Source organism: Arthrobacter sp. ISL-5 (assembly GCF_018613835.1).
In the GTDB taxonomy this organism is placed as follows: Bacteria; Actinomycetota; Actinomycetes; order Actinomycetales; family Micrococcaceae; genus Arthrobacter.
Genome location: NZ_JAGGPM010000029.1, coordinates 141,567 through 164,475, shown reverse-complemented (window position 1 = coordinate 164,475; position 22,909 = coordinate 141,567). Strand labels below are relative to the sequence as shown.

General features: G+C 63.4%; 24 protein-coding genes and 1 pseudogene. 12 read left to right on the top strand and 13 right to left on the bottom strand.

Features of this window, described 5'->3' with window-relative positions; all coding sequences use genetic code 11:
- Positions 1 to 78: 78 nt before the first annotated feature.
- Together J7I89_RS16270 and J7I89_RS16265 are read right to left on the bottom strand one after the other, a co-directional pair.
- Entirely contained in the window at positions 79 to 1,047 is a 969-nt protein-coding gene (locus tag J7I89_RS16270) for a TM2 domain-containing protein (protein ID WP_214972462.1), read from the bottom strand.
- Positions 1,048 to 1,471: 424 nt separating this feature from the next.
- Positions 1,472 to 2,233 carry a FadR/GntR family transcriptional regulator gene (locus J7I89_RS16265; protein WP_214972459.1) on the bottom strand — a complete coding sequence of 254 codons (762 nt, stop codon included), beginning with the start codon at positions 2,231 to 2,233 and terminating at the stop codon, positions 1,472 to 1,474.
- A 94-nt stretch (positions 2,234 to 2,327) separates the two neighbouring features.
- Between J7I89_RS16265 and J7I89_RS16260 the strand changes: the two genes are divergently transcribed.
- From J7I89_RS16260 to J7I89_RS16245, 4 genes are all read left to right on the top strand, one after another.
- Entirely contained in the window at positions 2,328 to 3,206 is an 879-nt protein-coding gene (locus J7I89_RS16260; protein ID WP_214972456.1) for a carbon-nitrogen hydrolase family protein, read from the top strand.
- Between the two features lie 9 nt (positions 3,207 to 3,215).
- Positions 3,216 to 4,568, top strand: coding sequence for an APC family permease (locus J7I89_RS16255; RefSeq protein ID WP_214972444.1), 1,353 nt, complete (start codon positions 3,216 to 3,218; stop codon positions 4,566 to 4,568).
- 64 nt (positions 4,569 to 4,632) lie between these two features.
- Entirely contained in the window at positions 4,633 to 5,433 is an 801-nt protein-coding gene (locus tag J7I89_RS16250; RefSeq protein WP_214972441.1) for a carbon-nitrogen hydrolase family protein, read from the top strand.
- A 122-nt stretch (positions 5,434 to 5,555) separates the two neighbouring features.
- On the top strand, positions 5,556 to 5,861 hold the full coding sequence (locus J7I89_RS16245; protein WP_214972438.1) for a hypothetical protein: 306 nt from the start codon (positions 5,556 to 5,558) through the stop codon (positions 5,859 to 5,861).
- Between the two features lie 88 nt (positions 5,862 to 5,949).
- Here the strand turns inward: J7I89_RS16245 and J7I89_RS16240 are convergent, their stop codons facing one another.
- The 4 genes from J7I89_RS16240 to J7I89_RS16225 all read right to left on the bottom strand — a co-directional run bounded on the left by J7I89_RS16240 (position 5,950) and on the right by J7I89_RS16225 (position 9,001).
- Entirely contained in the window at positions 5,950 to 6,174 is a 225-nt protein-coding gene (locus tag J7I89_RS16240) for a hypothetical protein (protein WP_214972436.1), read from the bottom strand.
- A 503-nt stretch (positions 6,175 to 6,677) separates the two neighbouring features.
- Positions 6,678 to 7,637 (bottom strand): TDT family transporter, encoded by a 960-nt coding sequence (locus J7I89_RS16235; protein ID WP_251045419.1) that lies wholly within the window; start codon positions 7,635 to 7,637, stop codon positions 6,678 to 6,680.
- 74 nt (positions 7,638 to 7,711) lie between these two features.
- On the bottom strand, positions 7,712 to 8,236 hold the full coding sequence (locus J7I89_RS16230) for a PaaI family thioesterase (protein WP_214972430.1): 525 nt from the start codon (positions 8,234 to 8,236) through the stop codon (positions 7,712 to 7,714).
- A gap of 48 nt (positions 8,237 to 8,284) precedes the next feature.
- Entirely contained in the window at positions 8,285 to 9,001 is a 717-nt protein-coding gene (locus J7I89_RS16225; protein ID WP_214972427.1) for an SDR family oxidoreductase, read from the bottom strand.
- A 128-nt stretch (positions 9,002 to 9,129) separates the two neighbouring features.
- Here J7I89_RS16225 and J7I89_RS16220 point away from each other — a divergent pair, with 128 nt between their 5' ends.
- Positions 9,130 to 9,612: a helix-turn-helix domain-containing protein gene (locus tag J7I89_RS16220; protein ID WP_214972425.1), complete on the top strand. Its 483-nt coding sequence runs from the start codon at positions 9,130 to 9,132 to the stop codon at positions 9,610 to 9,612.
- Positions 9,613 to 9,810: 198 nt separating this feature from the next.
- Positions 9,811 to 10,004: pseudogene (locus J7I89_RS16215) on the top strand (IS256 family transposase); the annotation flags it as partial.
- A gap of 122 nt (positions 10,005 to 10,126) precedes the next feature.
- Here J7I89_RS16215 and J7I89_RS16210 read toward each other — a convergent pair.
- The 3 genes from J7I89_RS16210 to J7I89_RS16200 form a co-directional block, all read right to left on the bottom strand.
- Positions 10,127 to 10,705, bottom strand: coding sequence for a dihydrofolate reductase family protein (locus J7I89_RS16210; protein WP_214972422.1), 579 nt, complete (start codon positions 10,703 to 10,705; stop codon positions 10,127 to 10,129).
- A gap of 304 nt (positions 10,706 to 11,009) precedes the next feature.
- Positions 11,010 to 11,507 carry a GNAT family N-acetyltransferase gene (locus J7I89_RS16205; protein ID WP_214972419.1) on the bottom strand — a complete coding sequence of 166 codons (498 nt, stop codon included), beginning with the start codon at positions 11,505 to 11,507 and terminating at the stop codon, positions 11,010 to 11,012.
- 123 nt (positions 11,508 to 11,630) lie between these two features.
- Positions 11,631 to 12,218 carry a TetR/AcrR family transcriptional regulator gene (locus J7I89_RS16200; protein WP_285290233.1) on the bottom strand — a complete coding sequence of 196 codons (588 nt, stop codon included), beginning with the start codon at positions 12,216 to 12,218 and terminating at the stop codon, positions 11,631 to 11,633.
- A 188-nt stretch (positions 12,219 to 12,406) separates the two neighbouring features.
- On the opposite strand from J7I89_RS16200, the gene J7I89_RS16195 reads away from it, so the two are divergent.
- Positions 12,407 to 13,219 (top strand): oxidoreductase, encoded by an 813-nt coding sequence (locus J7I89_RS16195; RefSeq protein ID WP_214972413.1) that lies wholly within the window; start codon positions 12,407 to 12,409, stop codon positions 13,217 to 13,219.
- 175 nt (positions 13,220 to 13,394) lie between these two features.
- On the opposite strand, the gene J7I89_RS25820 is transcribed toward J7I89_RS16195, so the two are convergent.
- The 4 genes from J7I89_RS25820 to J7I89_RS16175 all read right to left on the bottom strand — a co-directional run bounded on the left by J7I89_RS25820 (position 13,395) and on the right by J7I89_RS16175 (position 15,350).
- A complete protein-coding gene (locus J7I89_RS25820) occupies positions 13,395 to 13,613 on the bottom strand; it encodes an alpha-hydroxy-acid oxidizing protein (protein ID WP_214972408.1) in 219 nt (72 codons plus the stop codon).
- Positions 13,614 to 13,793: 180 nt separating this feature from the next.
- Positions 13,794 to 13,925, bottom strand: a complete 132-nt coding sequence (locus J7I89_RS25980) for a GH32 C-terminal domain-containing protein (protein ID WP_214972406.1) — start codon at positions 13,923 to 13,925, stop codon at positions 13,794 to 13,796.
- A 55-nt stretch (positions 13,926 to 13,980) separates the two neighbouring features.
- Positions 13,981 to 14,493, bottom strand: a complete 513-nt coding sequence (locus J7I89_RS16180; RefSeq protein WP_214972403.1) for a hypothetical protein — start codon at positions 14,491 to 14,493, stop codon at positions 13,981 to 13,983.
- The gene (locus J7I89_RS16175) at positions 14,490 to 15,350 is read right to left on the bottom strand and encodes a DMT family transporter (protein ID WP_214972401.1); all 861 of its coding nucleotides are present in this window, start codon (positions 15,348 to 15,350) and stop codon (positions 14,490 to 14,492) included. The genes J7I89_RS16180 and J7I89_RS16175 overlap by 4 nt, the downstream gene beginning before the upstream one ends.
- A gap of 170 nt (positions 15,351 to 15,520) precedes the next feature.
- Between J7I89_RS16175 and J7I89_RS16170 the strand changes: the two genes are divergently transcribed.
- From J7I89_RS16170 to J7I89_RS16150, 5 genes are read left to right on the top strand one after another with little or no spacing between them, the layout of a single operon-like run.
- Positions 15,521 to 17,101: an ABC transporter substrate-binding protein gene (locus J7I89_RS16170; RefSeq protein ID WP_214972398.1), complete on the top strand. Its 1,581-nt coding sequence runs from the start codon at positions 15,521 to 15,523 to the stop codon at positions 17,099 to 17,101.
- Positions 17,101 to 18,057 (top strand): ABC transporter permease, encoded by a 957-nt coding sequence (locus J7I89_RS16165; RefSeq protein ID WP_214972396.1) that lies wholly within the window; start codon positions 17,101 to 17,103, stop codon positions 18,055 to 18,057. Before J7I89_RS16170 ends, J7I89_RS16165 begins: the two co-directional genes overlap by 1 nt.
- Positions 18,054 to 18,947 (top strand): ABC transporter permease, encoded by an 894-nt coding sequence (locus J7I89_RS16160; RefSeq protein WP_251045416.1) that lies wholly within the window; start codon positions 18,054 to 18,056, stop codon positions 18,945 to 18,947. The genes J7I89_RS16165 and J7I89_RS16160 overlap by 4 nt, the downstream gene beginning before the upstream one ends.
- On the top strand, positions 18,947 to 20,875 hold the full coding sequence (locus tag J7I89_RS16155; RefSeq protein ID WP_214972394.1) for an ABC transporter ATP-binding protein: 1,929 nt from the start codon (positions 18,947 to 18,949) through the stop codon (positions 20,873 to 20,875). The genes J7I89_RS16160 and J7I89_RS16155 overlap by 1 nt, the downstream gene beginning before the upstream one ends.
- Positions 20,869 to 22,896 carry a CocE/NonD family hydrolase gene (locus tag J7I89_RS16150; protein WP_214972392.1) on the top strand — a complete coding sequence of 676 codons (2,028 nt, stop codon included), beginning with the start codon at positions 20,869 to 20,871 and terminating at the stop codon, positions 22,894 to 22,896. The genes J7I89_RS16155 and J7I89_RS16150 overlap by 7 nt, the downstream gene beginning before the upstream one ends.
- Positions 22,897 to 22,909: the final 13 nt, after the last annotated feature.

Below are 22,909 nucleotides of genomic sequence, written 5' to 3'. Positions count from 1 at the left end.
AATCAGAAACCTAATTAGGTGTCCAACTTCCGGGGTGCGGTTCACAAGTCGGGAGCCTCCCGTGGGGAACTTCAGTCGCTACGGGGTCACGCTGATGCGAGCGACTTCCTGCAGGATCGGGTTTGTGATGATGACGGTAGAAGTGCCCGGCTTGATGTCGAAGGCAACTTTGCCGCGCGCCTTGTCGCCGGCAGGGATCTCACCGGAGCCGATCGCGTCATCCATGAAGAGCTCAACGTTTGCGGAGCGGCCGTCAGCGTCCTTTGCCTTGAAGTACAGCGGGTTGCTGCTGGTCTTGCCCTTCTCCGTCTCCCAAAGCACATCGAGGGTCAGGTAGCCGCCGTTCTTCGCCGGGCTGGCGTACGGACCGGTGGTGATCGCGGCGCCGTAGGTGGCGGAAAGGATGGTGATCTTGGCGGTGTTTCCGTTGCCCATGTCGGCAGTGAACGCCTGGCCGACCTTCTTTGCCGCCGGAGCAGCCGGCGCTTTAGCTGCAGGTGCGGCTGCCGGAGCAGCTGGAGCTTCTGCTGCAGGCGCGTCAGCCGCGGGTGCGGAGACGGGAGCCGAAGCAGTCCGGGTGGAGTTGAAGATGATGCTGAGGAGGATGACCACGCCGGTCACGATGAGGGCGACCTTCTTATGCTTGTCGTAGCCCTCCAAGGGGAGGCCCTGCTTGTCACGCTGCTTGTTGGTAAGAACGAGGATCAGGTCAACGAGGGCCCAGATACCTAGGCCGCCAAAGGTGAACAGCTTGAGCAGTCCGGTGCCTACTTTGCCCAGATAGAAGCGATCCACGCCGAACACGCCGATTAGCAGGGAGAGGAGCCAGGTAACGAGGAATGACTTGTTGCTAACGCCGTATCCGCCCAGTGCCGGGCCTCCTGGATAGGGGGCAGGGGCTCCCGCGTAGGGTGTCGGGGCACCGGAGGAGAGTCCAGGGGCACCAGGGTACTGCTGTGTGGCCACTGGTGCTTGCCCGTAGGAGGGCGCCTGCCCGTAGGGGACCTGCGGCTGCTGCGGCTTTCCGTAGGGGTCGGTTGAGCTCATTGGGTTCCTTTCAATGGGCGCCCCGGAGCAGGGCGCTCGGAGTGCGTGGTGGGTGCGATGATGTGCGGTCTGCTGGAAGGGGTTCGCCGGTGATTCGCCGTCGGACGGTGCGGAAGGATTGCTTGGCGCCATGGCATGCACATGTGTCTATCGCTTCCCCCCAGAAGTGCGTCTACGGTGTAGCCGCCCGGCTTAAAGCATGCCTCGGCGCAGGCTCGGTTTTAGTCAGGATTGGCGCAGGACTGTGAAAGGCTTTGCCCAGTAATGGCGCACCGGCAAAGTGTTCTGCACAGCCTTGAGCACCAGCACGATGGCGCGTCATGTCAAAGACTCTGGCGCCTGAAGGGACCAGAGTCTTTGACATGCCCACAGCTCTGATTTGGATCCCTCCGGTTAAGAGCCATCTGGGGGAGTACGTATTCAGCTAAGAAGTGGACTGAGTTCCACCCTCCGTCAGGCCCATGAACATCGTCCGGTGCAGGATGTCCACGTGCTTGCGGGCGATCTCCACGGCCTCGTCGCCGTGGCCCGCACGCAGGGCTGCCACGAGCGCGACGTGGTCGCAGTTTGATTTATGCAGCAGCTCGATCGGGTAGGGGATGAAGTAGGCGTAGAGCTCCGCCAGCGTCTCGTGGTAAACCTCGACGGCGGTCCCCAGCCGTGACGCCGTGCCCACCAGCTGGTGGAATTGCTCGTCTGCCTGATGGTAGTCGGACCAGTCCGAGGACTCGGCCATTTCGCGGGTCAGCCGGTCGAGCTCATCCAGCTGCTCAGCCGTGGCGTTGATGGCAGCATAGTGCGTCACGGCGCATTCGAAGAGCAGCCTCCGGTCCACCAGCAGGTTCACAGCCTGGGACTCAGCCGGTGACGCCGAGAGCTCGGCCAGCACGCTGCGCGGGGGCTCATCGGCCACGAACGTGCCGCCGCCCCGGCCGCGGCGGCGGACCACCACTCCCTGCTCCGCCAGGCTCGCCAGCGCGCGGCGGGCAGTGATCGGGCTGACCGACAGGCCCAGGGCCACGTCCTCCTGGTCGGGCAGGCGCTCACCGGGCTTCAGCAGCCCCAGCGAAATCGCCATGCCGATCCGCAGCCGGACGGCGTCAATGGCGCTGCGCCGGTCGATGCCGGCCAGCCTCCCTGCGCCGATCGGCGAGGCGTCGGCGGTGTCCTCCAACTGACGGGTCATATCCGCTACTTTACGGCCCAATCCCGCCCCTTCCCGTAAATGGATCATTATGATCTAATATAGTCCAGATCACATCCCCAACGTGGAGAACACCATGCAACGCATCCTTCCCCTCATCGCGGCCCAGGCCCGGCCCCGGCTCATCGGCGCACCCGTCTCGGCCTTCGCGGACGAGGTCAAAGCCGCCCTCGACGTCCAGCCGCACAGCACGCTGGTGGTGTTCCCGGAACTGCACCTGTTCGGCGATTCCGACCCCGACCAGCAGCGCACCGAAATGCTCCAGGCTTCCGCCGAGCCGCTGGGCGGCCCCCGCGTCAAGGAGCTGCGCCAGCTCGCCGCGGACCTGGGCATCTGGCTGGTCCCCGGCAGCGTGTGCGAGCGCGGCCCGGAAGGGCAGCTGTTCAACACCCAGCTGGTCCTGTCCCCGGAGGGAGAGCTTGCCGGCTACTACCGGAAGGTCTTCCCCTGGCGCCCGTTCGAGCCCTACGACCCCGGCGACCGGTTCACCACCGTGGACCTGGCCGGCGTCGGCAGGGTGGGTCTGAACATCTGCTACGACGCGTGGTTCCCGGAGGTGTCCCGCCAGCTCGCCTGGATGGGCGCCGAGGTGATCCTCAACGTCGTCAAGACCACGACGCCGGACCGCCGGCAGGAGCTGGTGCTCGCCAAGGCCAACGCCATCGTGAACCAGGTCTTCGTGGTCAGCGTCAACTGCGCCGGTCCCACCGGCCGCGGCCTGAGCATCATCGTCGACCCGGAGGGCAACACCCTGGCCGAGGCCGACGGCGACGCCCCGGTGCTGCTCACGGCGGAACTGGACCTTGCCGCCGTCGAGCACGTCAGAACGCACGGCACCGAAAACCTCAACCGTCCCTGGTCCCAGTTCCGCGACGGCGAAGATGCCGTCGAACTGCCCATCTATCAGGGCCGGATCAGCCCGGCCACCTGGGCTCCCCAGTCCTTCAACGCCTAAGGAAAACCTGTGACAACACCCACCCTGACCCGCACGCTGAAGCTGCCCTCGCTGGTCCTGTTCGGCCTGGCGTACCTGACCCCGCTGATCGTTCTGGGGATTTTCGGCATCATCGCAGAAGCCACCGGCGGGGCATCGCCGGCCGCCTACCTGGTGGCCATGGTCGCCATGCTGTTCACGGCCCACAGCTACGGCCGGATGGCCATCGCGTACCCCGTGGCCGGTTCCGCCTACACCTACGTCCGCCGGTCCATTGACCCGAGGGTCGGGTTCCTGGTGGGCTGGGCCATCCTGCTGGACTACCTCTTCCTGCCCATGGTCATCTGGCTCATCGGCGGCTCCTACCTGACCGCGCAGTTCCCCGGCATCCCCATCGGCGTCTGGATCGTGGGCTTCATCCTCATCACCACACTGCTGAACATCCTGGGCATCAAGGTGGCGGACAAGGCCAACTACGTGCTGATGGCGTTCCAGCTGCTGGTCATCGTGTTCTTCGTGGCGCTGTCCATCGGCAACGTCGTGGCCACCTCCGGCGCCGGCGGGCTGGCCAGCAGCCAGCCGTTCTTCAACGACACCTCCAGCGCCGCCACCATCTCCGCCGGAGCCGCCATCGCCGCGTACTCGTTCCTCGGGTTCGACGCCGTCACCACCCTCACCGAGGAGACCATCAACCCGCGCAAGAACATGCCCCGCGCCATCATGCTCATCGCCCTGATCGGCGGCGGCATCTTCGTGACCGTCTCCTACGTGACCCAGCTGGTCCACCCCGGCGGAGTCTTCGAGGACTCGGCCTCCGCCGCCAGCTCCATCGCCCTGCAGATCGGCGGGCAGCTGTTCGGCGCGGTGTTCCTGGCCGGCCTGGTGGTGGCGCAGTTCGCCTCCGGCCTCGCCGCGCAGGCCAGCGCCTCGCGCCTGCTGTACGCGATGGGCCGGGACTCGGTCCTCCCCAAGGCGGTCTTCGGCCGACTCAACGCCAGGTTCCACACCCCGGTGGTCAACCTGATCGTCACCGGCATCATCGGCCTGATCGCGATCTTCCTGGACGTCGCCACCTCCACCTCGTTCATCAACTTCGGCGCCTTCACCGCCTTCACCCTGGTCAACGCCTCGGTGGTGTTCCACTACGTGCGCCAGCGCCGTGCCGGGCACCAGCTGAACCCGGTGTCCTATGTGGTGGTCCCGGTGATCGGAGCCGTCATCTGCGCCTACCTGCTCTCCCAGCTGGACAGCAACGCGATTACGCTGGGAGTGTCCTGGCTGGTCCTTGGCGTGGTGGTCCTGGCCCTGATCACGCGCGGCTTCAAGGCGGCACCGCCGGAAATGACGGCCACGGAAAAGGCGACGGTTGAGGCGGCCGCGTGAGCTGGCTGGCTGAACTTGGGCTGCCGCCTGAACTGGGCCGCCTGACAGAAGGAAGGGAACAGCCGTGAGGATAGCGCTCGGGCAGCTGGAGTCGGGCACCGACATCCAGGCCAACCTTGCCGCCATTGACCGGTTCGCCGCCGAGGCAGCGCGCGACGGCGCCACGCTGGTTGCCTTCCCGGAGTACGCCACCTACGAGAAGAAGAAGGTGGACGCGACGTTCCCCGAGGTTGCGGAGCCGCTGGACGGTCCCGTCTGCCAGGAGCTGGCCAGCACCGCCCGCCGCCACCGCATCGCGCTGGTGGCGGGCGTGGTGGAAACCGCGGACGAGCCGGGCAAGGCCTACAACACCCTGGTGGCTTTCGGGCCCGACGGCGACCGGCTGGCCTTCTACCGGAAGATCCACCTCTTCGACGCGCAGGGCTTCGGGGAATCGACGTTCATCAAGCCGGGCCCGTCCACCAGCCCGGTGGTGTTTGAGTCCGGGGGAGCGCGCTTCGGCCTGATGACCTGCTACGACCTGCGGTTCCCGGAGCTGGCCAGGTCACTGGCCGACGCCGGCGCCCAGGTACTGCTGGTCTGCTCCTCTTGGGTGCCGGGCACCCACAAGACCGAGCAGTGGCTGGCGCTGAACGCGGCACGCGCCATCGAAAACAGCGTGTACGTGGCAGGGGTGTGCCAGGTGCCGCCCGTGTCCGTGGGCCGCAGCGTTCTGGTTGATCCCATGGGGGTCATCGAAGCCGATCTCGGCCTGGAACCTGATGTCCGGGCGGTTGAAGTCTCGCTGGAGACGGTGGCACGGGTCCGGGAAGCGTTCCCGATGTTCCGGCAGCGGCGGCTTTGGTCGGCCGGACGCCACTGTTAGTCCGGGTGCAACTTAGCCAGGCAGCAGATTATCCCGGGGGACTGCTGGGCAAGTCGCGCTCTCACAGCCTCTTCAAAGGGCCTTCTGTCGCTGCCTTCATGTTCGTGGGCAATGATCAATCAATGACGCTTTGGAGAAGGGCCTTTGTGCCTGGAATAGCAGCTTTGGCAGTCATTTTCCTGAGCGGGGCAGGCGCGTCCGGCGTTGACCAGATGGCAAACGTCAAAATACACAAGCCGACATCGGGCACCGTGTCCGCTGTCATGGCTGACGGTCACCCCTCGCTGCGTCACTTGGTCCTGCGCGGTCTTGCCAAAGGGTCGCTTCCCGGTGGCTTTCCTTACGACGAACCCCGGGATGAAAGGCACGACGAGAACTATCAGGAAACTCTGCACTGGCACCGATCATCGACGATCCCTGCGCAGTAAGAAAATGTCGGGTTGAAGCAGACTTCCATGCCGTCAGACTGACCCGGGGCCCACAGTCCCGGTTCCATGCGCCTTCCCTGCATCCTCACTAATGCAAAATAGCGCTAATCTCAGCTCGGACCAGCCGCTCGGCCAGTTCGCCAAGGTCCAGGTTCAGGACGGCTTTGAGCGCGCGTGCCATGTTGGGGGCTGCGGCAAGGAATTCGGCCAGGCCTGGATCAGATTCCATCTCCGGCCCGAGCCTTTCCCTAATGTCGTCGGCGGTCCAGCGGCTATCGGTATGCTGACTGGTGAGTACAGTCCTGGTGTTCATGGCCCTGTCCTTCGCTGTGCCCTGTGCCCTGTGCATTGGCTTTGCTATGAGCGACTATGCCGGGCTGGGCTCAAGAATCGGTCAGGCAACAAGCCAGATTTGTGCAGGATTTGTCAAGATTTTCCTGAATGCGTCCTCACTCTGGCGCGCCGCCGCCTACAGGCTCTGGCGGTTTCTTCAGAGGGAAGCCTGTGCAGGATCCCGCCGCCGGTCGAAGGCAGCGGCCTTGACGCCGAAGATCCGTCCTCACTGAAGGGGTCTGCGGATGGCGATGGCACACCGGGTTGGTTGCTGAATCCCGTGCGCGGATCGGTGTCCCGGCCAAGCACACCAAAACGCGGATTGACAGCAATAGGAGCATCACGGGACGGTTCAAACCGCCAGCTGGAGCTGCAATTCAACCGCCAAACGAAGTTAACAGTCACAACAAATCTGCGGCCCGCCCCGGAACTTTCGGTCCATCTGCCCGTTCTAAAAGCGGCCCGTTGCCGGAGGCAGAAGCTTCAGTGCACTTCTGTGCTCTTTGGTGCGGTGAGTCTCGCTGACTTTGGGGCGATGGCTGTTGGGGCGGTGCGAGCGGCAATGACCAAGGTAAAGGCTGTTGCGAGGCCGAGAATCGTCCAGGCGTAAATTTCCCGGCCGGGGAGGTCGGTTGTTGCAAGCCAGCGGATGGAATAGTTCGCGGTTGCACCAACAGGAAAAGTGAACACCCAAAACATTTGCGTGAAGGGAAGCTTGCGGTACTCGGGGAGGAGCATGACCTGCATCAGCACCATGATCAACAGCACGCCTGTTAGACCGAGCTGCATTGCCCCCACGGGTCCTGGATGTAACACCATCCAGGCGATGTTGGCCGTTGCAGGCGCAGCCAGATATGCGGACAGTCCGGTCTTAGCGGCTGGTGACAGCTCGCCGCCGGTCATCAGGCGCACAGTGACGACGGTTCCTACGACCAGCCAGAAGAACGCGCCAATGCCAAACGCGGCCATGGCCGCATCAGGGGCGTGGATGCTTGAGAATCCGATGCTGGCAACGAAGGATCCAGGCACGACGGGCAGCAAGTAGCCGGGATGAATGGATTGCATAGATACCCCGCCCGTGACCCAGTGGGCGAGGAGCTGGGCAGCGACGATGGCAAGGGCGGCAATGAAAGCCACACACAGCCAGGCGCCCCACGGCGGCAGATACTGGCTGTAGTGCGACGAAAGCAGGATCCCCACTAGTGGGATGAAGGACGCAAAGGGCCCTGCCACTTCATGTCTCAGGTCGGCCCGGAATACTCCTTTCCGGCGAAGGCCCCGGAACACGTATACGGCGGTCAGGATCAGCCACAGAGAGCTGGCTGCTCCGTAAAGGATTTCCTCCGGCCACATCGGGGATCCGAGGGAGCTCCTCCCGGCGGACCAGCCGCCGCCAAGACCGGCAAGCCCCAAGGGAATGCCGAAGCGGCTCAAAGCCGGCATTCCCGAAAGGGTGGCCGGGGGCAAGGCGCGTTCCTGAACGGCCGGCTTCAGCGCAACAGCGGTGCCGGTATGAGTCATCTTGGCAGAGCGCTCGGCTGGTGGGTGAAGATGAGCAGCGTGCTCGTCGCGGTGGCGAGGAGTTCTCCCCTGGCGGTGCTAAGGCGGCCTTCGGTGAATATCACCCGCGAGCCGGATTTCACGACTGACCCCTCTGCGCGAAGAGCACCCTTGTGGAGCGTGATGGGTCGCAGGTACTTGACCGCTAGGTCGATGGAGGTGTAGCCGATCCCTGCTTCCAAAGTACTGTGTGCTGCGCAGCCGAGAACCGTGTCGAGGAGCGTGCAGGCCAGGCCACCGTGGACCATCCCGAGCGGGTTGTAGTGCGCTTCTCCCGGCTCGCACTGGAACTCGACGTGTCCGTATTTCGCATCGACGAGATCGAAGTTCATGAGGGAAGCGATCGGCGGCGGCGAAATGCTGCCGTCGCGGAGGCCGGCAAAGTAGTCCAGACCAGACAGCCGTGGCAGCTGTTCGAGCGCGATTGCCGGATCCGTCCAAGTGAAGGTTTCCGAGCGTTCCGCTGAGGTGTTGGTTGACATAGGGGTTTCCTCCTTAGAATCTCTGCAAGTCTTCAGGGTTTGTCGCCGTCATACCGAGGCTTTGGCAGCCAGGGCAGGGTACAGATCCGAGATCGAACCAGACAGGCCGAGCTTCACTCCGGCGCTGATTTCGTCCACGATGACCTCGTAATCACCCTGCTCGAGCCCATCGAACGACTTCCGCGCGACTTCCTCGGGGGAGGTCTTCGGGGCATCCACGCCCTGAGCCATGGCTGTGTCGATGTAGCCGACGTGCACACCCGTGACCTGCGTGCCTTGGGGGGCCAGTTCTACGCGGAAGGAGTTGGTCGCCGACCACAGCGCGGCCTTTGATGCGCTGTAGGCGCCGGTGAGTGCGATCCAGCTGAGCACCGAGTGGATGTTGAGGACCGCTGATGTCTCGCTCGCGGCGAGCACCGGGGCGAATGCCCTGGTCAGGGCGACCGGTCCGAAGAAGTTGGTCTCCATGACTTCACGGATCTCCTCGTCGGAGAGTGCCAACAGAGTGTCGGATTCGACGCTCATACCGGCGTTGTTGATAAGGACCGTGACGTCCCGGGCCTGGGTAACGGCGGCTCGGATCGAGTCGGGGTTGGTGATATCGAGAGCGAGCGCGACGATCCGGGAATCGTTCCACTCTTGCGGACGTCGGGCTGTCGCGTACACCTTTGCGGCACCCCGGGCGAGGGCCTGGTCCACGAGCTCGCGGCCCAGGCCTCCGTTCGCACCGGTGACAAGGACGACGGCGCCAGATAGCAGTGGCATGAATTCTCCTGATGTCAGATCTGGCGACGACGCAGGTTGTCGCAGCCTCGGAGTCTCAGGCTACCCGAGTCAGTTGGATTTTCCAACTGACTTGTATACTTGTGGAGAGTACTGAAAGCAGGTGAACGATGAATCGGCCGACCGATACGTCAGTTAGTGCGCCGAGGGCGTGTTTCATCGCGGCGGGCCTCGACGTGTTGGGGGAGCGATGGGCGCTGCTAGCGCTTCGTGAGATGTCGTTGGGCGTTCATCGGTTCGATCAGATTGCGCGTAATACAGGCGCGTCCCGCGACATCCTGACGGGCCGTCTGCGCACGCTCGAAAGCCGTGGCGTGATCGAGCGCGTCCAGTACTCCGAGCGTCCCGCGCGCTACGAGTATCACCTCACAACTTCTGGGGCCGAAGTGGCGCCCATTCTCATTTCACTCGCGGCTTGGAGCAGTATGTGGATGCGAGACGAGACGCCCCGTGCCTCGTACCAGCACAGTTGCGGGGCCGACCTGAAGCCGGTGCTCTTGTGTGCGGAATGTGGTGAGGAGTTCACGCCAGGAAGTTTGATATTCGGACCGCTTGTGTCAACGGCCGGTACGGACCCGGCATCCGACCAGTAACCACAAAACCAGTCAGAGGACGACGGCGGTACATCCCGCCGTCGTCCTCTGACCACCGTTGCGCCCGGCTTTTGCCGTGGCAATCATCAGAACCTGTGGATGTTGGGCCCTCGGTGAGGTGATGTGGAGGGGCGCACCTTCCCGAGGATGATCTGGAAGTCAACGGCTGCCGAGGTGGACGCCTACATCGAGGCCCATTCCGGCGAGGTCAGGGTGCGGGCGCCGCGGGTCAACGACAAGCGCATCGACGAGGCCACCGGGCAGCAATGCCGGTTTCTTCGGCGATCCTCCCCGCCTGGGCACGGAAGTCGCCGCAGATGGCGGAGGTGTTGCCGCTGCTGTATCTGCATGGCCTGTCCACCAGCGACTTCGCCCCGGCGTTGGAGCAGTTCTAACTCGTCGTGATCAGCAAGCCGCGTGACCAGCCGCGGCCATGAGACCGGTCGGCATGTCGGTCAGCGGAAACTTCCGGGTCAGGTTCGGCTGCTTTACGGGGTGGGGTGCATGGATGGATTCAGACATGCAGGGTGGGCCGGTAGATGAGCTCTTGGGTGTGGCCGTCGAGCGTCCGGCTGTCGATCAGCTCGAGGTCGAAGTCGGCCGCACCCTGGAAGATCGGGTTCACTCCGGTCTGACCGGTGATCACCGGGAAGAGCGTCACCTGGACGCGGTCGACCAGACCGGCGGCCATCAGCGCCCGGTTCATCGACAGGCTGCCGTGTGAGCGCAACGGCACCTCGGACTCCTCCTTGAGCCGGGCGACGACGTCGACTGCGTCGCCGCTCACGACGGTCGCGTCCGGCCAGTCGAGCGGTCCTTGCAGCGTGGTCGACACCACCGTTGCCGGCAGGTTCCTCATCCGCGTGACCCATGGGTCACGGACCTCGGACTCCTCGGTGCTCGAGGCCAGCATCTGCGAGTGCGCCCGATACGTGTTGGCCCCGAAGACCATCCGCTGCTCCGCGCCGTACAAGGCGAGGCGGTGCTCGAGCAGCTCGGGGCCCTGCTTGCCCCAGTAACCGCCCCAGTTGCCGCTGTGGGAGCCGAAGCCGTCGAGGCTGGAAAAGACGTCGAAGGTGTAGGTAGCGGTCATGATGCTCTCCTCGAGTGCGGTTGATCGGGTTTGGGGCTACAGACTGGGAACCACGGCGAAACTCATCGCCGTGGGACTCCTGGAGTCCGGCCGCCCCCGATGCTGCCCCGGGCTTGACCACGGCCAAGACGGTGGCGAAGGTCAGCGTAGTCAGCGACACGGCGGGGAAACAAGAGCGTGGCACGCCGATCCACAGGACTATAGCTCCTTTTGCCGGCCTCATTCCCTGGTAACCAGAAGCGCGGTGTGGCGAACTTCTACCGATGCCCCGCCTGACGGCGAGCTGGGCTGAGGTTTCTGGGACTCAACCCTCAAGTTCCTTCTCGAAGCAGACTGACGACGGTATCGCGGTGTCGTACGGCGGATAGGCCGGTATTTGTCGGTAGCCGAGCTTCCGGTATAGGGCTTCTGCTTCTGGTTGTTTGCCGCCGGTTTGAAGAATGACCCGCCTGGCGCCAGCCGCAGCTGCGATCTGCTCCAGTCCGGCCATGAGTCGGGTCGCCGCCCCGACGCCACGAGCTGCGGGGTCAACGATGACACGCTTGACTTCCCATTCCCCGTCAAGCAGGCGAAGTGCCCCGTGCCCTATCGCGTGCCCGAAGGAAGTAACAACGAGGACATTCGCGACAAAGTCTTCAGCTGGGACGCTTAACGCAGACCTGGCGGCAGCCGGAAGGCTGGGCTCTTCCTCCGTGGCGTACCGGGCGAGGAGTTCCTTGTTCAGCAGATCCCGTAATCGGGCAGCACGCGGATCCTCAAAACCAACTTCTTCGAGATTCAGCGCCAACTTCTCAGCCGACACGACACCCTCCATCAGATTAGCGTGGTCGCAATTCCTAGTTTGATCATGAGCTTTATGGGCGCTCCCTCTGCTTGGTGACCAGTCGAGCTTGGGTCGCACGCAACAGGAGGGAGGGCCGGGGCGTCACTGAGTCCGTCGCCCGGCGCCGTAGAGCAGGGTGTCAACTACCAGCTCAGCCCGGGCATCGGTCTCGGCTGCTTCTGATCCTGGGGTGGGCCGCTGCAAGGCCTCGCTCATGAGGGCGTAGTAGACCTGGCGCGTCCACTCCAGGTCTGCGGCTGCGTCCAGTAGACCCTCACGCTGTGCCCTGGTGAGCAGCTCCATGCAGCGTGTGTTGATCCTCTCCCAGATTGACGCGGCGGCGCTGGTGTCTGATGTGGGGTTCCCGAGGGTGAATTTCCAGGCGTTCTTTGTCTTCAAGACGTTGGCGGTTACCCGGTACAGCGCCACCAGGGGTGGGGCTGTATCTGGCCTGCCCTCTTCGATGGCTTCGGCCAGCTGTTGTATGGCCGAGATCGCCAAAGCGTCAATGAGGGTCTGGCGGTTGGCGAACCGGCGATGAACCGTTGTCCTGGCCACCCCGGCAGCGTCGCCGATCTGCTCCATGGAAGCGCCTGAATCGTGGCTCAGCACTTGTTCTGCTGCTTCCAGAATTGCCCGCACACTTCGCTCTGCGTCAGCCCTTAGGGGTTTCGCCACAGTTCCTCCCATCTTCCTCCGTCCATCGTAACCGCTACCGTCACGCTGCACCTAACTAACTAACTGGAACATAGCTGTTGCAATTCATTTAGTAATCGCTACACTGGTGATACCGAATGAAGTAGGGCCGGCTTTCAGCAGATGCTGTGGCCCGGAGTTCTCGGATCCCTTCTTTCACCATCCAGCAGCAGGAGCAGGCAATGACAACACGGCAGGTAGCCCTCGTGACGGGGGCATCTTCAGGAATCGGGAAGGCGGCAGCTGCCGCCCTGGCAGAAGCGGGATATGAGGTTGTCGGCACCAGTCGCTCCTCGGCAGTTGTCCTGCCCGTCCCCGGAGTGACCTTCATTGATCTCGATGTCACCAGTGACGACTCCGTGGCAGGTGCCGTCCAAGAGGTCATCAACCGTTTCGGAACGATCGATGTCTTGGTCAACAACGCGGGTATCGGGTCCTCGGGGGCAGCCGAAGAAAGTTCCCTTGACCAGGACCGCCGCGTGTTCGACGTCAACGTGTTCGGCGTCATGCGGATGACCAAGGCGGTTCTGCCGCACATGCGCGCCCGGAAATCGGGGCGGATCGTGAATCTTTCCTCGATCGTCGGTTTCATTCCGCAGCCGTACATGGCCACATACTCTGCCTCAAAGCACGCGATCGAGGGGTACACGGAATCCCTTGACCACGAACTCCGCGAGCACGGTGTCCGCGCCGTCCTGGTGGAGGCGGCCTGGACCAACACTGATTTTGATGCCAACAACCTGCAGGCCGACAAGCCCATGGACACTTACGCCAAACAGCGGGCGATCTTTACGGAGTACATGGCTGGCGCCGTGAAGGAAGGCTATCCAGCATCAGTGGTTGCCGCCGCAGTGGTTGCCGCCGCTCAGGATTCCAAGCCCAAGCTCCGCTATGCCGCCGGCTCCCGCGTCCGGCAGGTCAGCATGCTCCGACGCTACGTCCCTACGTCGGCCTTCGACAGCCAGATCCGCAAGCTGAACCACCTGCCCAGCTAATGAATGCTCTTCCCAGCAAGGCGCAGGCCTTGGAATGCGGAGGAGGCGTAGCCGCCTCAATCGAGGCGGTCCAGACTGAAGCAGCTGGGCATACGCGCCGGAATCCTCAACGCATGTCGAGGATTCCGGCTAAACGCTTATAGCTGCTGTATAGCGGCCGTGACGTCGGTGCTCCTCAGACCAAGGACTCCATGAGGACGCCTTCGGGTGCGTATGCCTGGTTGTTCCTCGCGAAGATGGTGTCGTCCAGGGCGGCCAAGGAAGTCTTTCCGACAAACCCCATGGCTCCCTTGAGCTCATCGCAAAGGATCGTCAATGCGTGATCCACTGCCGGCTCACCGCCGGTGGCAAGGGCGTACGCGAAAGGGCGGCCGGCAAGTGCTGCCCGGTCCACAACGACATGAGCGGTGAACACACCGTGCGGAAGCCGAAGCCCAGCGGCTCTCCGCCGGGGTACCCCGGGATGCGGTCGGGGCCGGCGGGTGTGAGCTTCCGATAACCATCGCGGTAAGGGTGCGAGTACCCTCATAGTTTCAGATCCTTGTAATGGCGCACTCGGCTCTCCCTTTCTGGATCATCCGACTCCGGTGATGGTTAGCTTCTTCAGTTTGGCGTCACCGCCTTCTGCGATAGCAGAAATGAGTTGCTGGCCCGTGGCGGGGAAAATCAGATCCGTGATGGCGACCTGACCGTTCCGAGCGAACACTTCGCTGATGTGGCGGGAGCGGGCGGAGTAGGGCGGATCCAGGCATTGATTGGCCCTACCTGCTGATGCAACCTTCCAGCTCCGTCAACGCGCCGACCAGCCCGGCAGCCAGATTCTCGGCCTCGTTGACGCTTCGCTGCGTGTAGGAGCCCTTGCTCCCCAGCAGGTTCAGGCAGCCAAGGAAGACGCCATCCCTCGCCACCACTGCGTTGATCGCGGCTTCCAGGTGCAACGCGCCCAGCATGTCCTGGTGCTCGAAGGCGTCCGAATCGAGCGCGTCTTCATCTTCGGCCAGGAACGATTCCAACCGCGCCACGCACCTGCGTGTCCAGTCCGCTCCCAAGGCGCTGGAAATACCGCCGATGCGGTAGAGCCTGGGCATGTTGGAATAGACACGCACCAGATCGCGGGTTGAGGGGCGCCACAACGAGATAGTGATCAGCCGCCCGCCGACCCGCCGGGCCGAAGCGGCGGCCACGGATTCCAGGGCCAGTGCTGCTCCCGCGGGAATGGCAAGCTCCGCAAGGCTCTCTGTGACGGGCTCGAGCTCGGTGGGCTCCAGGATCATGGGACCAGCCTCAATTCCTTCATTTCAGAGGCCGGTGGAGTTGCCCGGGAGAGGAGTATGACGCCTCCCAAGGCCGCGGCGCCGCCGATCAGGGACCCTACGGTCGGCACTTCCGCCAACAAACCCCAGCCCAAGAGCAGGGAGAGCACAGGGACCACGTACAGCAGCGCACCCCCTTCTGCGACGCTGGTGCGTGCCAGCGAGATGTTCCAGAAAGCGTAGGCGACGGCGGTGCTGACAACCACCAGGACAACCAGCCCCGTCCAAAAGGTCGGGCTGAAGCGGGCCGGGTCGACCTTAAATGTCGCAGTAGGCAGGGTGGCCAGACCGCCGATGACGCTGCCCCAGAAGACCACTTCCACCGGTGGAATTCGCTTGAAGAGCGGCTGCTGGACGATCAGGAACACCGACAGCACCAGCGCAGCGGCCACGATGTACATGGCGTCGCGGTTGAACCCGACTGCACCCCTGTCCGCGAGGGTGATGACTGCCACCCCGGCCACTGCCATCACGATGCCCGCGTAGCCAAGCCGCGTGGTCCGTTCCTTGAGGATCAGGTAGCTGAGTATGAAGGCAAACACGGGGGAGATGTTCAGCAGCAGGCTGGTCGTGCCGGCAGGTACGGTGGCCTGGCCCAGGTTGAGCAATAGGCCGTAGCCGGCGTAGCCAAGGAGCCCCACCAGCAACATGCGCGGTACGTCCCCGCGTGTGAGCGCAAGGCGCTGGCGCCGGAACAGCAGGAAAATACCAAGGACGACGGCGGCGCCCAGAAAGCGGACCGGCGTCAGGTCCTGGGGCGAAAGTACCTTCAGCGACTCCCTGGTGGCTACGTACGTAGGTGCCGAAGTGAGGACCATCAGCACATCTGGTCTTCGGTACCATCCCGTCACAATTTTGGCCTTCCGGGTGAAATGGCCCGTTGTTTCAGGGCTGTTAATTTATGGGCGAGCTATTGATCTCTTGGACGATTTATTCGTACGGTACATGAATTAGCTTGTTCACGAAAGCAAAAAACAAAGGATTCAGCATGATGGATTCAAGGATCGAAGCATCATCAGGGCGGCTGTCACGGCGCACCCTCCTCGCCGGCTCGGCATTGCTGTTGGCCCCCGCGGTCCTCGCGGCTTGCGGGGTCAGCAAGTCGCCGTCGGCCGCCGGTGCTGCTACCGGAACCGCCCGCCAGGGCGGCACGTTGCGCATTGCCCGCCCGCCGGCGTCGAAAGCCGAAACCCTGGACCCGGCAAGCTCCCTCTCCGCCTACGAATACCTGGGCGCCCTCTACAACCGCCTCGTCAAGCTTTCGCCCACAGGCGAGATCCTTCCGGACCTGGCCGAATCATGGTCGCTGTCCGCGGATGCCAAGACCTGGACCTTCCTGCTGCGCAAGGGAGTGACCTGGCACAACGGCAAGTCGTTCACGGCGCAGGATGTCATATTCTCCATCCAGCACATCCTCGATCCGGCCACAAAGTCACCGCAGGCAGGGGTGCTTTCGCCCTTCGTGGACGGCAACTCCATCACGGCCCGGGACGCCAACACAGTGGTCTTCGCACTGAAGTCCCCGAACTCCGAATTCGCCAGCTTGCTGACCGGCTACAACTGCTACATCATCCCCGCGGGTTCCGCAGCCACCATCGGTGCCAGCGGCATCGGTACCGGCCCGTTCAAGCTGAAAAGGTTCACGGCTGCCGGTCCGGGCGCTGTCGTACGGAACGAGAACTACTTTGGCGAGAAGCCCAAGCTGGACAGCATCGAGTTTTCCTCAATCGCCGACACCCAGGCACGTGTGAACGCCCTGCTGGCTGGTCAGGTCGACCTCATCGCCCAGACCAACCTGGACTTCGCCACCGCCAAGACGGTCTCAGCCTCGTCCGTGGCGACGGTTTCCAGCGTCAAGAACGCCCAGTGGTACCCGGTACCCATGCTTAACACCAGCGAGCAGTTCAAGGATGCGGACATCCGCCGTGCCTTCGCCCACGCCTACAACCCGGACGAGGTCTTCAAGCTCGCGGTGCAAGGCAACGGAACCATCGCGCACAACAACCCGGTGCCGCCCACCGAGGGCTACTACCTCGACTATGGCCTCGGCTATGACCCGGACAAGTCGAAGTCCCTGCTCAAGGCCAAGGGTTTCAGCAGCTTTGATGTGCCGATCTATACCTCCAGCTACGACCCCGTCCTGTCCCCGTTGGCCCTGGCCCTGCAGAGCTCGATGAAGTCCGCCAACATCAACCTGACCGTGACCAACTCACCCGCGGATTCCTACTTCACCGATGTCTGGATGAAGAAGTCGCTCATGACCACCTACTGGTACACGGGCCGTCCGATCGACCAGCTGCTGAACCAGATCTTCCGCACCGGCTCCTCCTACAACGAGACCGCCTACTCCAACCGGACCTTCGACCAGACCCTGGACGCGGCCCGCGCCACGGTGGACGCAGGCAAGCGCAAGACGCTCTACCAGGATGCCCAGAAGATCCTGATCGACGACGGCGGTTCCCTGACTCCCTTCTTCTCCGACCGAATCACCGGGCTGAGCAAGAAGGTCGTCAACTACAGCGAGCACGGCTTCGAGTTCGACTACATCAACATCGGGCTGCTGGCCTAATGTTGACGTTTTTCGCCAAACGGATAGGTTGGTCCGTCTTCACGGTGCTGCTGGCCACGGTGCTGGTTTTCAGCGCCATCCAGTCCCTGCCGGGAGACGCGGCCAGCCAGATACTGGGCCAGAACGCCACACCGTCGGCCGTTGCCACGATGCGCCAGCAGTTGGGGCTGGATGATCCGCCGGTTTCGCGGTTCGTCTCCTGGCTGGGCAATGCGCTGCAGGGCAACTTCGGCAACTCGCTGGTCAGCGGGGGCAGCGTGGGGGCTGAGGTCGGCTCCGCGCTGGTAAACACTTCGCTCCTGGCTGGGATCACCATCGTGATCGGTGTCTTGCTGTCACTGGTCCTTGGCCTGGTCGCGGGTCTGACGCGTGACCGCTGGCCGGACATTTCAATCTCCACGCTGGCGCTGGTGGGGATGAGCGTCCCGGAGTTCGTGGTGGCCACGGTGCTGGTGCTGCTGTTCTCCATCTACATCCCGCTCTTTCCGGCGGTGGTGATTGCGGGGCAAAACGCCTCAGTCGCGGAGATCCTGCCGTCCGTCTGGTTGCCCGCCGGGGCGCTGATCTGCGTTCTTGCGGCGTACATCATCCGCATGATGCGCACCTCGGTGATCGATGTGATGGACAGCGAGTTTGTCCGCACAGCCATCCTGAAAGGGAACTCGACGCCGCGGATCGTGTTCAAGCACATCCTCCCCAGCGCCATGCTCCCGACGCTGAACGTGATCGCCATGAACGTCGCCTGGCTGATCGGCGGTGTCGTGGTGGTGGAGAGCATCTTCAACTACCCGGGCATCGGCACCTTGATGATCCGCTCCGTCCAGACGCGCGACCTTCCCGCCATCCTGCTGATCACGGTGATGAGCGCCCTGACGTACGTGGTGTGCAATCTGCTGGCGGACTTTGCGGCGTTCCTGCTCAATCCACGACTGCGGTACCCGAGGAGCGCCAAATGAGTTCAATGACGACGACGGCGGCACCCGCCTCCACGGCGCCCGGCAGCTTTGGCCGGATGGTCCGGTCCATCCTGAAATCACGGACGGCAACCTTCGGGTTCGCCCTGGTGATCCTGAATATCCTGCTGGCGCTGCTAGCGCCGGTGCTGACGTCCTACGATCCGATCGCCACGGATGCGATGAATGCGCTGCAGGAAAGTTCCGGCGCGCACTTGCTGGGCACGGATGCGCTCGGCCGCGATACCTTGACGCGGACACTGTTCGGCGGGCAGTACGCACTGGCCATCAGTTTCACCGCCACCGCATTAACTGTGTTGCTGGGATCCGTCATCGCCGGCATCGCCGCCTACCGCGGCGGCATCGTGGATGACATCATCACCCGCGTACTGGATTCAGTGCTGGCGGTCCCGGCCATCCTGTCCATGCTGGTGGTGGTGACCATCTTCGGTACCGGCCCGTGGGTGATCATCCTGGCAGTCATGGTTGTCTACACCGGCGGGGTGACGCGGATTGTCAGGGCAACGGTGATGGATGTGCTGCCGAAGGACTACATCACGGCGGCAAAGGCCCGAGGCGAGGGCATGTTCTCCATCCTGGCCCGCGAAGTGTTCCCGAACGTACTGGACATCATCCTGGTGGAGTTCGCCATGCGGGCTTCCTGGGTGGTGCTGCTGATCAGCTCGCTGTCCTTCCTGGGCTTCGGCGCCAGTCCTCCTACGCCTGACTGGGGCCTGATGGTGGCGGAAAACCGCAACCTGATGTCGGTTGTCCCGCTTGCCACCCTGTCCCCGATCGTGGCGCTTGCCACCTTGATCGTCGGCCTGAACCTTGCAGCCGACGGGCTCGCCAAGAGCCTCGGGGTTGACCGTATGAAAGAAGTGCTGGGCTGATGACACCAGAAACCATAACCTCCAACGGCAGACGACGTGCCGACGAAGACATCGACGTGGTGCAGCTCCGCAACCTGGGGATTTCCTACCGGACCGGCAAGCGCGAGGTGGCGGTGCTCAAAGGCATCACGCTCACGCTCGAAAAGGGACGCATCCTAGGCCTCGTGGGAGAATCCGGTTCCGGAAAATCCACGCTCGCCAGCGCGCTGCTGGGCTCACTGCGCACCGGATCCTTCGTTTCCACCGGAACAGCCAGCGTTTCCGGGCAGGACGTTTTCGCCCTGCGCGCCAAGGAATTACGCCGGTTCCGCATCAGTGAAGTAGCGATGGTTCCGCAAAATGCGGGCAGCGCGCTGACGCCGACCATGAAAATCCACGAGCAGATTGCCGAGGCACTGCACTCGCTCAAAGGCAACAAGACTGCCCAGCGCAGCCGAGCGGAAGAATTACTCCGGCTGGTCCGCCTGCCGAACCCCGCCCAGGCCCTCGACCGCTACCCGCACCAGTTCTCAGGTGGTCAACAGCAGCGCATCGGGATCGCCGTCGCACTGGCAGCCAACCCCACCTTGCTTGTCCTCGACGAGCCAACCACCGGCCTGGATGTGGTGACGCAGGCCGCCATCCTGGACCTGCTTTCCGGGCTGCAGGGTTCGCTGGGCATGTCCATGGTGATGGTCAGCCATGACCTGGGTGTGATCGAGAAGATGTGCACCGACGTTGCCGTGTTGCGGCGCGGTGAGATCGTGGAAGCCGGAGCCACCCGGGAGGTGCTGGCGAATCCCAAACACCCCTATACTCGCGGGCTCGTGGCCAGCGTGCCGCGCATCGACGTCCCGGGCATTCCGCCCAGCATGGACCAGGACGCGATCGACGCCGGCGAGGACTGGGTGCCGGACCAGGAGGTGTACCGGCGCATTGCCCCGCAGGGAGCGGTTCCGGTGCTGAGCGTGGAATCACTCAGTATCGATTACCGGCGCAAGCACATTCCCGGCACCGGCGCCACAGTGCAGGACGTCAGTTTTACCGTCAATGCCGGTGAAGTAGTGGCGTTGGTGGGCGAATCGGGCTCGGGCAAATCATCCATCGCCAACGCGATCGCGGGCCTGCAGAAAACCGCCGGCGGCCGGATCACTCTTGCAGATGGCGGTGCAGGTGGCGGCGAACTGGCTAAAACAGTGACGGGCCGCCCCAAGAACCTCCGCCAGGCCATTCAGCTGATTTTCCAGAACGCGGATACGTCCCTGAACCCACGCCAAAGTGTACATACCGCCATCCAGCGGCCCATCAATCTCTTCAGCGTCAAGAACGCCAGCGTGCCTCAGGCCCTTGCCGACGTGGACCTGCCTGCGAGCTATGCGCAACGGCTACCCGGCCAGCTCTCCGGCGGCCAGCGCCAACGGGTGGGCATCGCCCGGGCCGTGGCCGCGGCGCCGTCGCTGGTGCTAGCGGATGAAGTGGTGTCGGCACTGGACGTTTCGGTGCAGTCATCCATTCTGCGCCTGATGGATGAGCTGAGCCGGGAGAAGTCCCTGGGGTTCCTGTTCATCACCCATGACCTGGCAGTGGTGCGCGCCATCGCGGACCGGGTGGTGGTGCTGTACCTGGGCCGTGTGGTGGAGGAAGGGACTGTGGAGGAGATCTTCGCTTCCATCTCCCATCCGTACAGTAGGCTGCTGCTGGATTCCGTCATTGAACTCGGGGACGACCATGACGCCAAACGGAAGGCCGTCAAGGACGAGATTCCGGCCGCACCGCCCGAGGTGGGCTGCCCCTTCGCCAGCCGCTGCCCCTTGGTCCGGGACGTCTGCCACACTGTCGCGCCGCCGACCATTGCCGTCAGCGCCACCCACAACATCAAGTGCCATGCGGACGTAGCTGAGCTCACTGGCGTCTCCGCCGAAGTCTTGGAAGGAACCCGGACGTGCTGATCCGCACCGACTTCCCTCACGCCGTGACCGTGTTGGAAAACGTCTTGATCCCCATGAAAGACGGCATCAAGCTGGCAGCCACCATCTGGCTGCCACAGAATGCCGCCGCAGAGCCGGTGCCGGCTCTGCTCGAATACCTGCCCTACCGCCGCGGGGACTGGACCGCACCGCGTGATGCCCAGCGGCATCCCTGGTACGCGGGCCACGGCTACGCATCCGTCCGGGTAGATATCCGCGGCTGCGGAGACTCCGAAGGAGTCATGCTCGACGAATACCACCAGCAGGAACAGGCCGATGGCATGGACGTCATCGAGTGGCTGGCAGCCCAGCCTTGGTGCACTGGCAAGGTCGGTATGTTCGGCATCTCCTGGGGCGGATTTAATTCACTCCAGTTAGCTGCCGCGCAGCCGGAGGCGCTGAAGGCAATCGTCACGGTCTGCTCCACCGACGACCGGTACGCCGACGACGTCCACTACTTGGGCGGCGCCATGCTGGGCATCGACATGACCTCGTGGGCCGGGACCATGCTTGCATTCCAATGCCGGCCGCCTGCTCCGTGGAGGGTCGGGGCGTCTTGGGAGACCATGTGGAAGGAGCGGCTGGAAGCGCTCCAGCCGTTCTCCGAAATCTGGATGGACCACCAGGAACGCGACGACTACTGGCGTCATGGCTCCGTCAATGAGGACTATTCCAAAATCAAGGCGGCCGTCATGGCCGTTGGAGGTTGGGCAGACCCCTACCGGAACACGGTGTTCCGGCTGCTCGAAAACCTTGACTCGCCGGTCCAAGGGCTGATCGGTCCATGGTCGCACCAGTATCCGGACATTGCCCGCACCCCCGGGCCCACCATCGGATTCCTCCAGGAAACGCTGCGCTGGTGGGATTACTGGCTCAAGGGCACCGATACCAAGATCATGGACGAACCCGCCTTGCGCGCCTACCACCAGGATTCCGTGCGGCCCGCGACTTTCTACCCTGAACGGCCCGGCAGCTGGGTGGGCCTGGAAAGCTGGCCTTCCGCCGCCGTCGGCCGCTCTTCCTTCAATCTGGCCACCGATTTGCGCAGCCTTGCCGCTGACGCTTCCGGACACGTTGTGGTGGACACACCGCAGCACAACGGGGCGGATGCGGCCCGTTGGTTCCCCTTTGGCAATGCCTCGGACCTGCCTCCGGACCAGCGGTCGGAGGACGGACGCTCGGTTGTTTTTGAGACCCCGGTGCTTGAAGAGGACGTCAATCTGCTCGGTTTCGCGCGCCTGGGGTTGCGGGTTGCCAGCACGACGCCCCGGGCGAACGTCATTGCGCGGCTCTGCGATGTGGCGCCGGACGGCTCGTCAACGCTGATTACCCGTGGGGCGATCAACCTTGCCCGCCGTCATGGGATGGAGCGGGCCGATGAGCTTGTACCAGGTGAGTTCGTGGCGGCGGAACTTGAGTTTGTTGCCATGTCCTGGCAGATTCCTGCAGGGCATAAGCTGCGGCTGGCGCTGTCCACCACCTATTGGCCGTGGATCTGGCCGCACGGTGAACAGGGCGCTGTGACCATCGATGCTGCGGCAAGCCAGCTGACGCTGGATGAACTCGATGCGCCGGCGATCGGCACGTCTGACATCCGCTTTGGGGAAGCGGAGCAGGCACCTGCGCTGAAGATCCTCGCAGGTCCGCCGCTCCCCGTGCGTCCCGAGCGCGAGGTCCGCTACGAGCCGCAGTCGGAGAGCTGGACCTTGAAGGTGGATCCGAATTATGGCGGAAACCGGATCTACCCGGACGGGCTGCATTTCGGCGAGGATGCCCTGGAGTCGTATTTCATTTCCGGCAACGACCCCCTGAGCGCCAAGGCTGAATCAGAATGGAAGATCAGCATGAGTAAGGATGAGTGGGAGGTCCGGATCGAAACTCACGCCACCGTAACGGCCTCGGCGCAGCATTACCAGCTGCGCAACACGGTGCGTACGTTTAAGGGCGAGAACCTATTCTTTGAAAGAACTTTTGAGAAAAAAATTGTCCGGACGTCCGCGTAAATCAGGGGAGAGC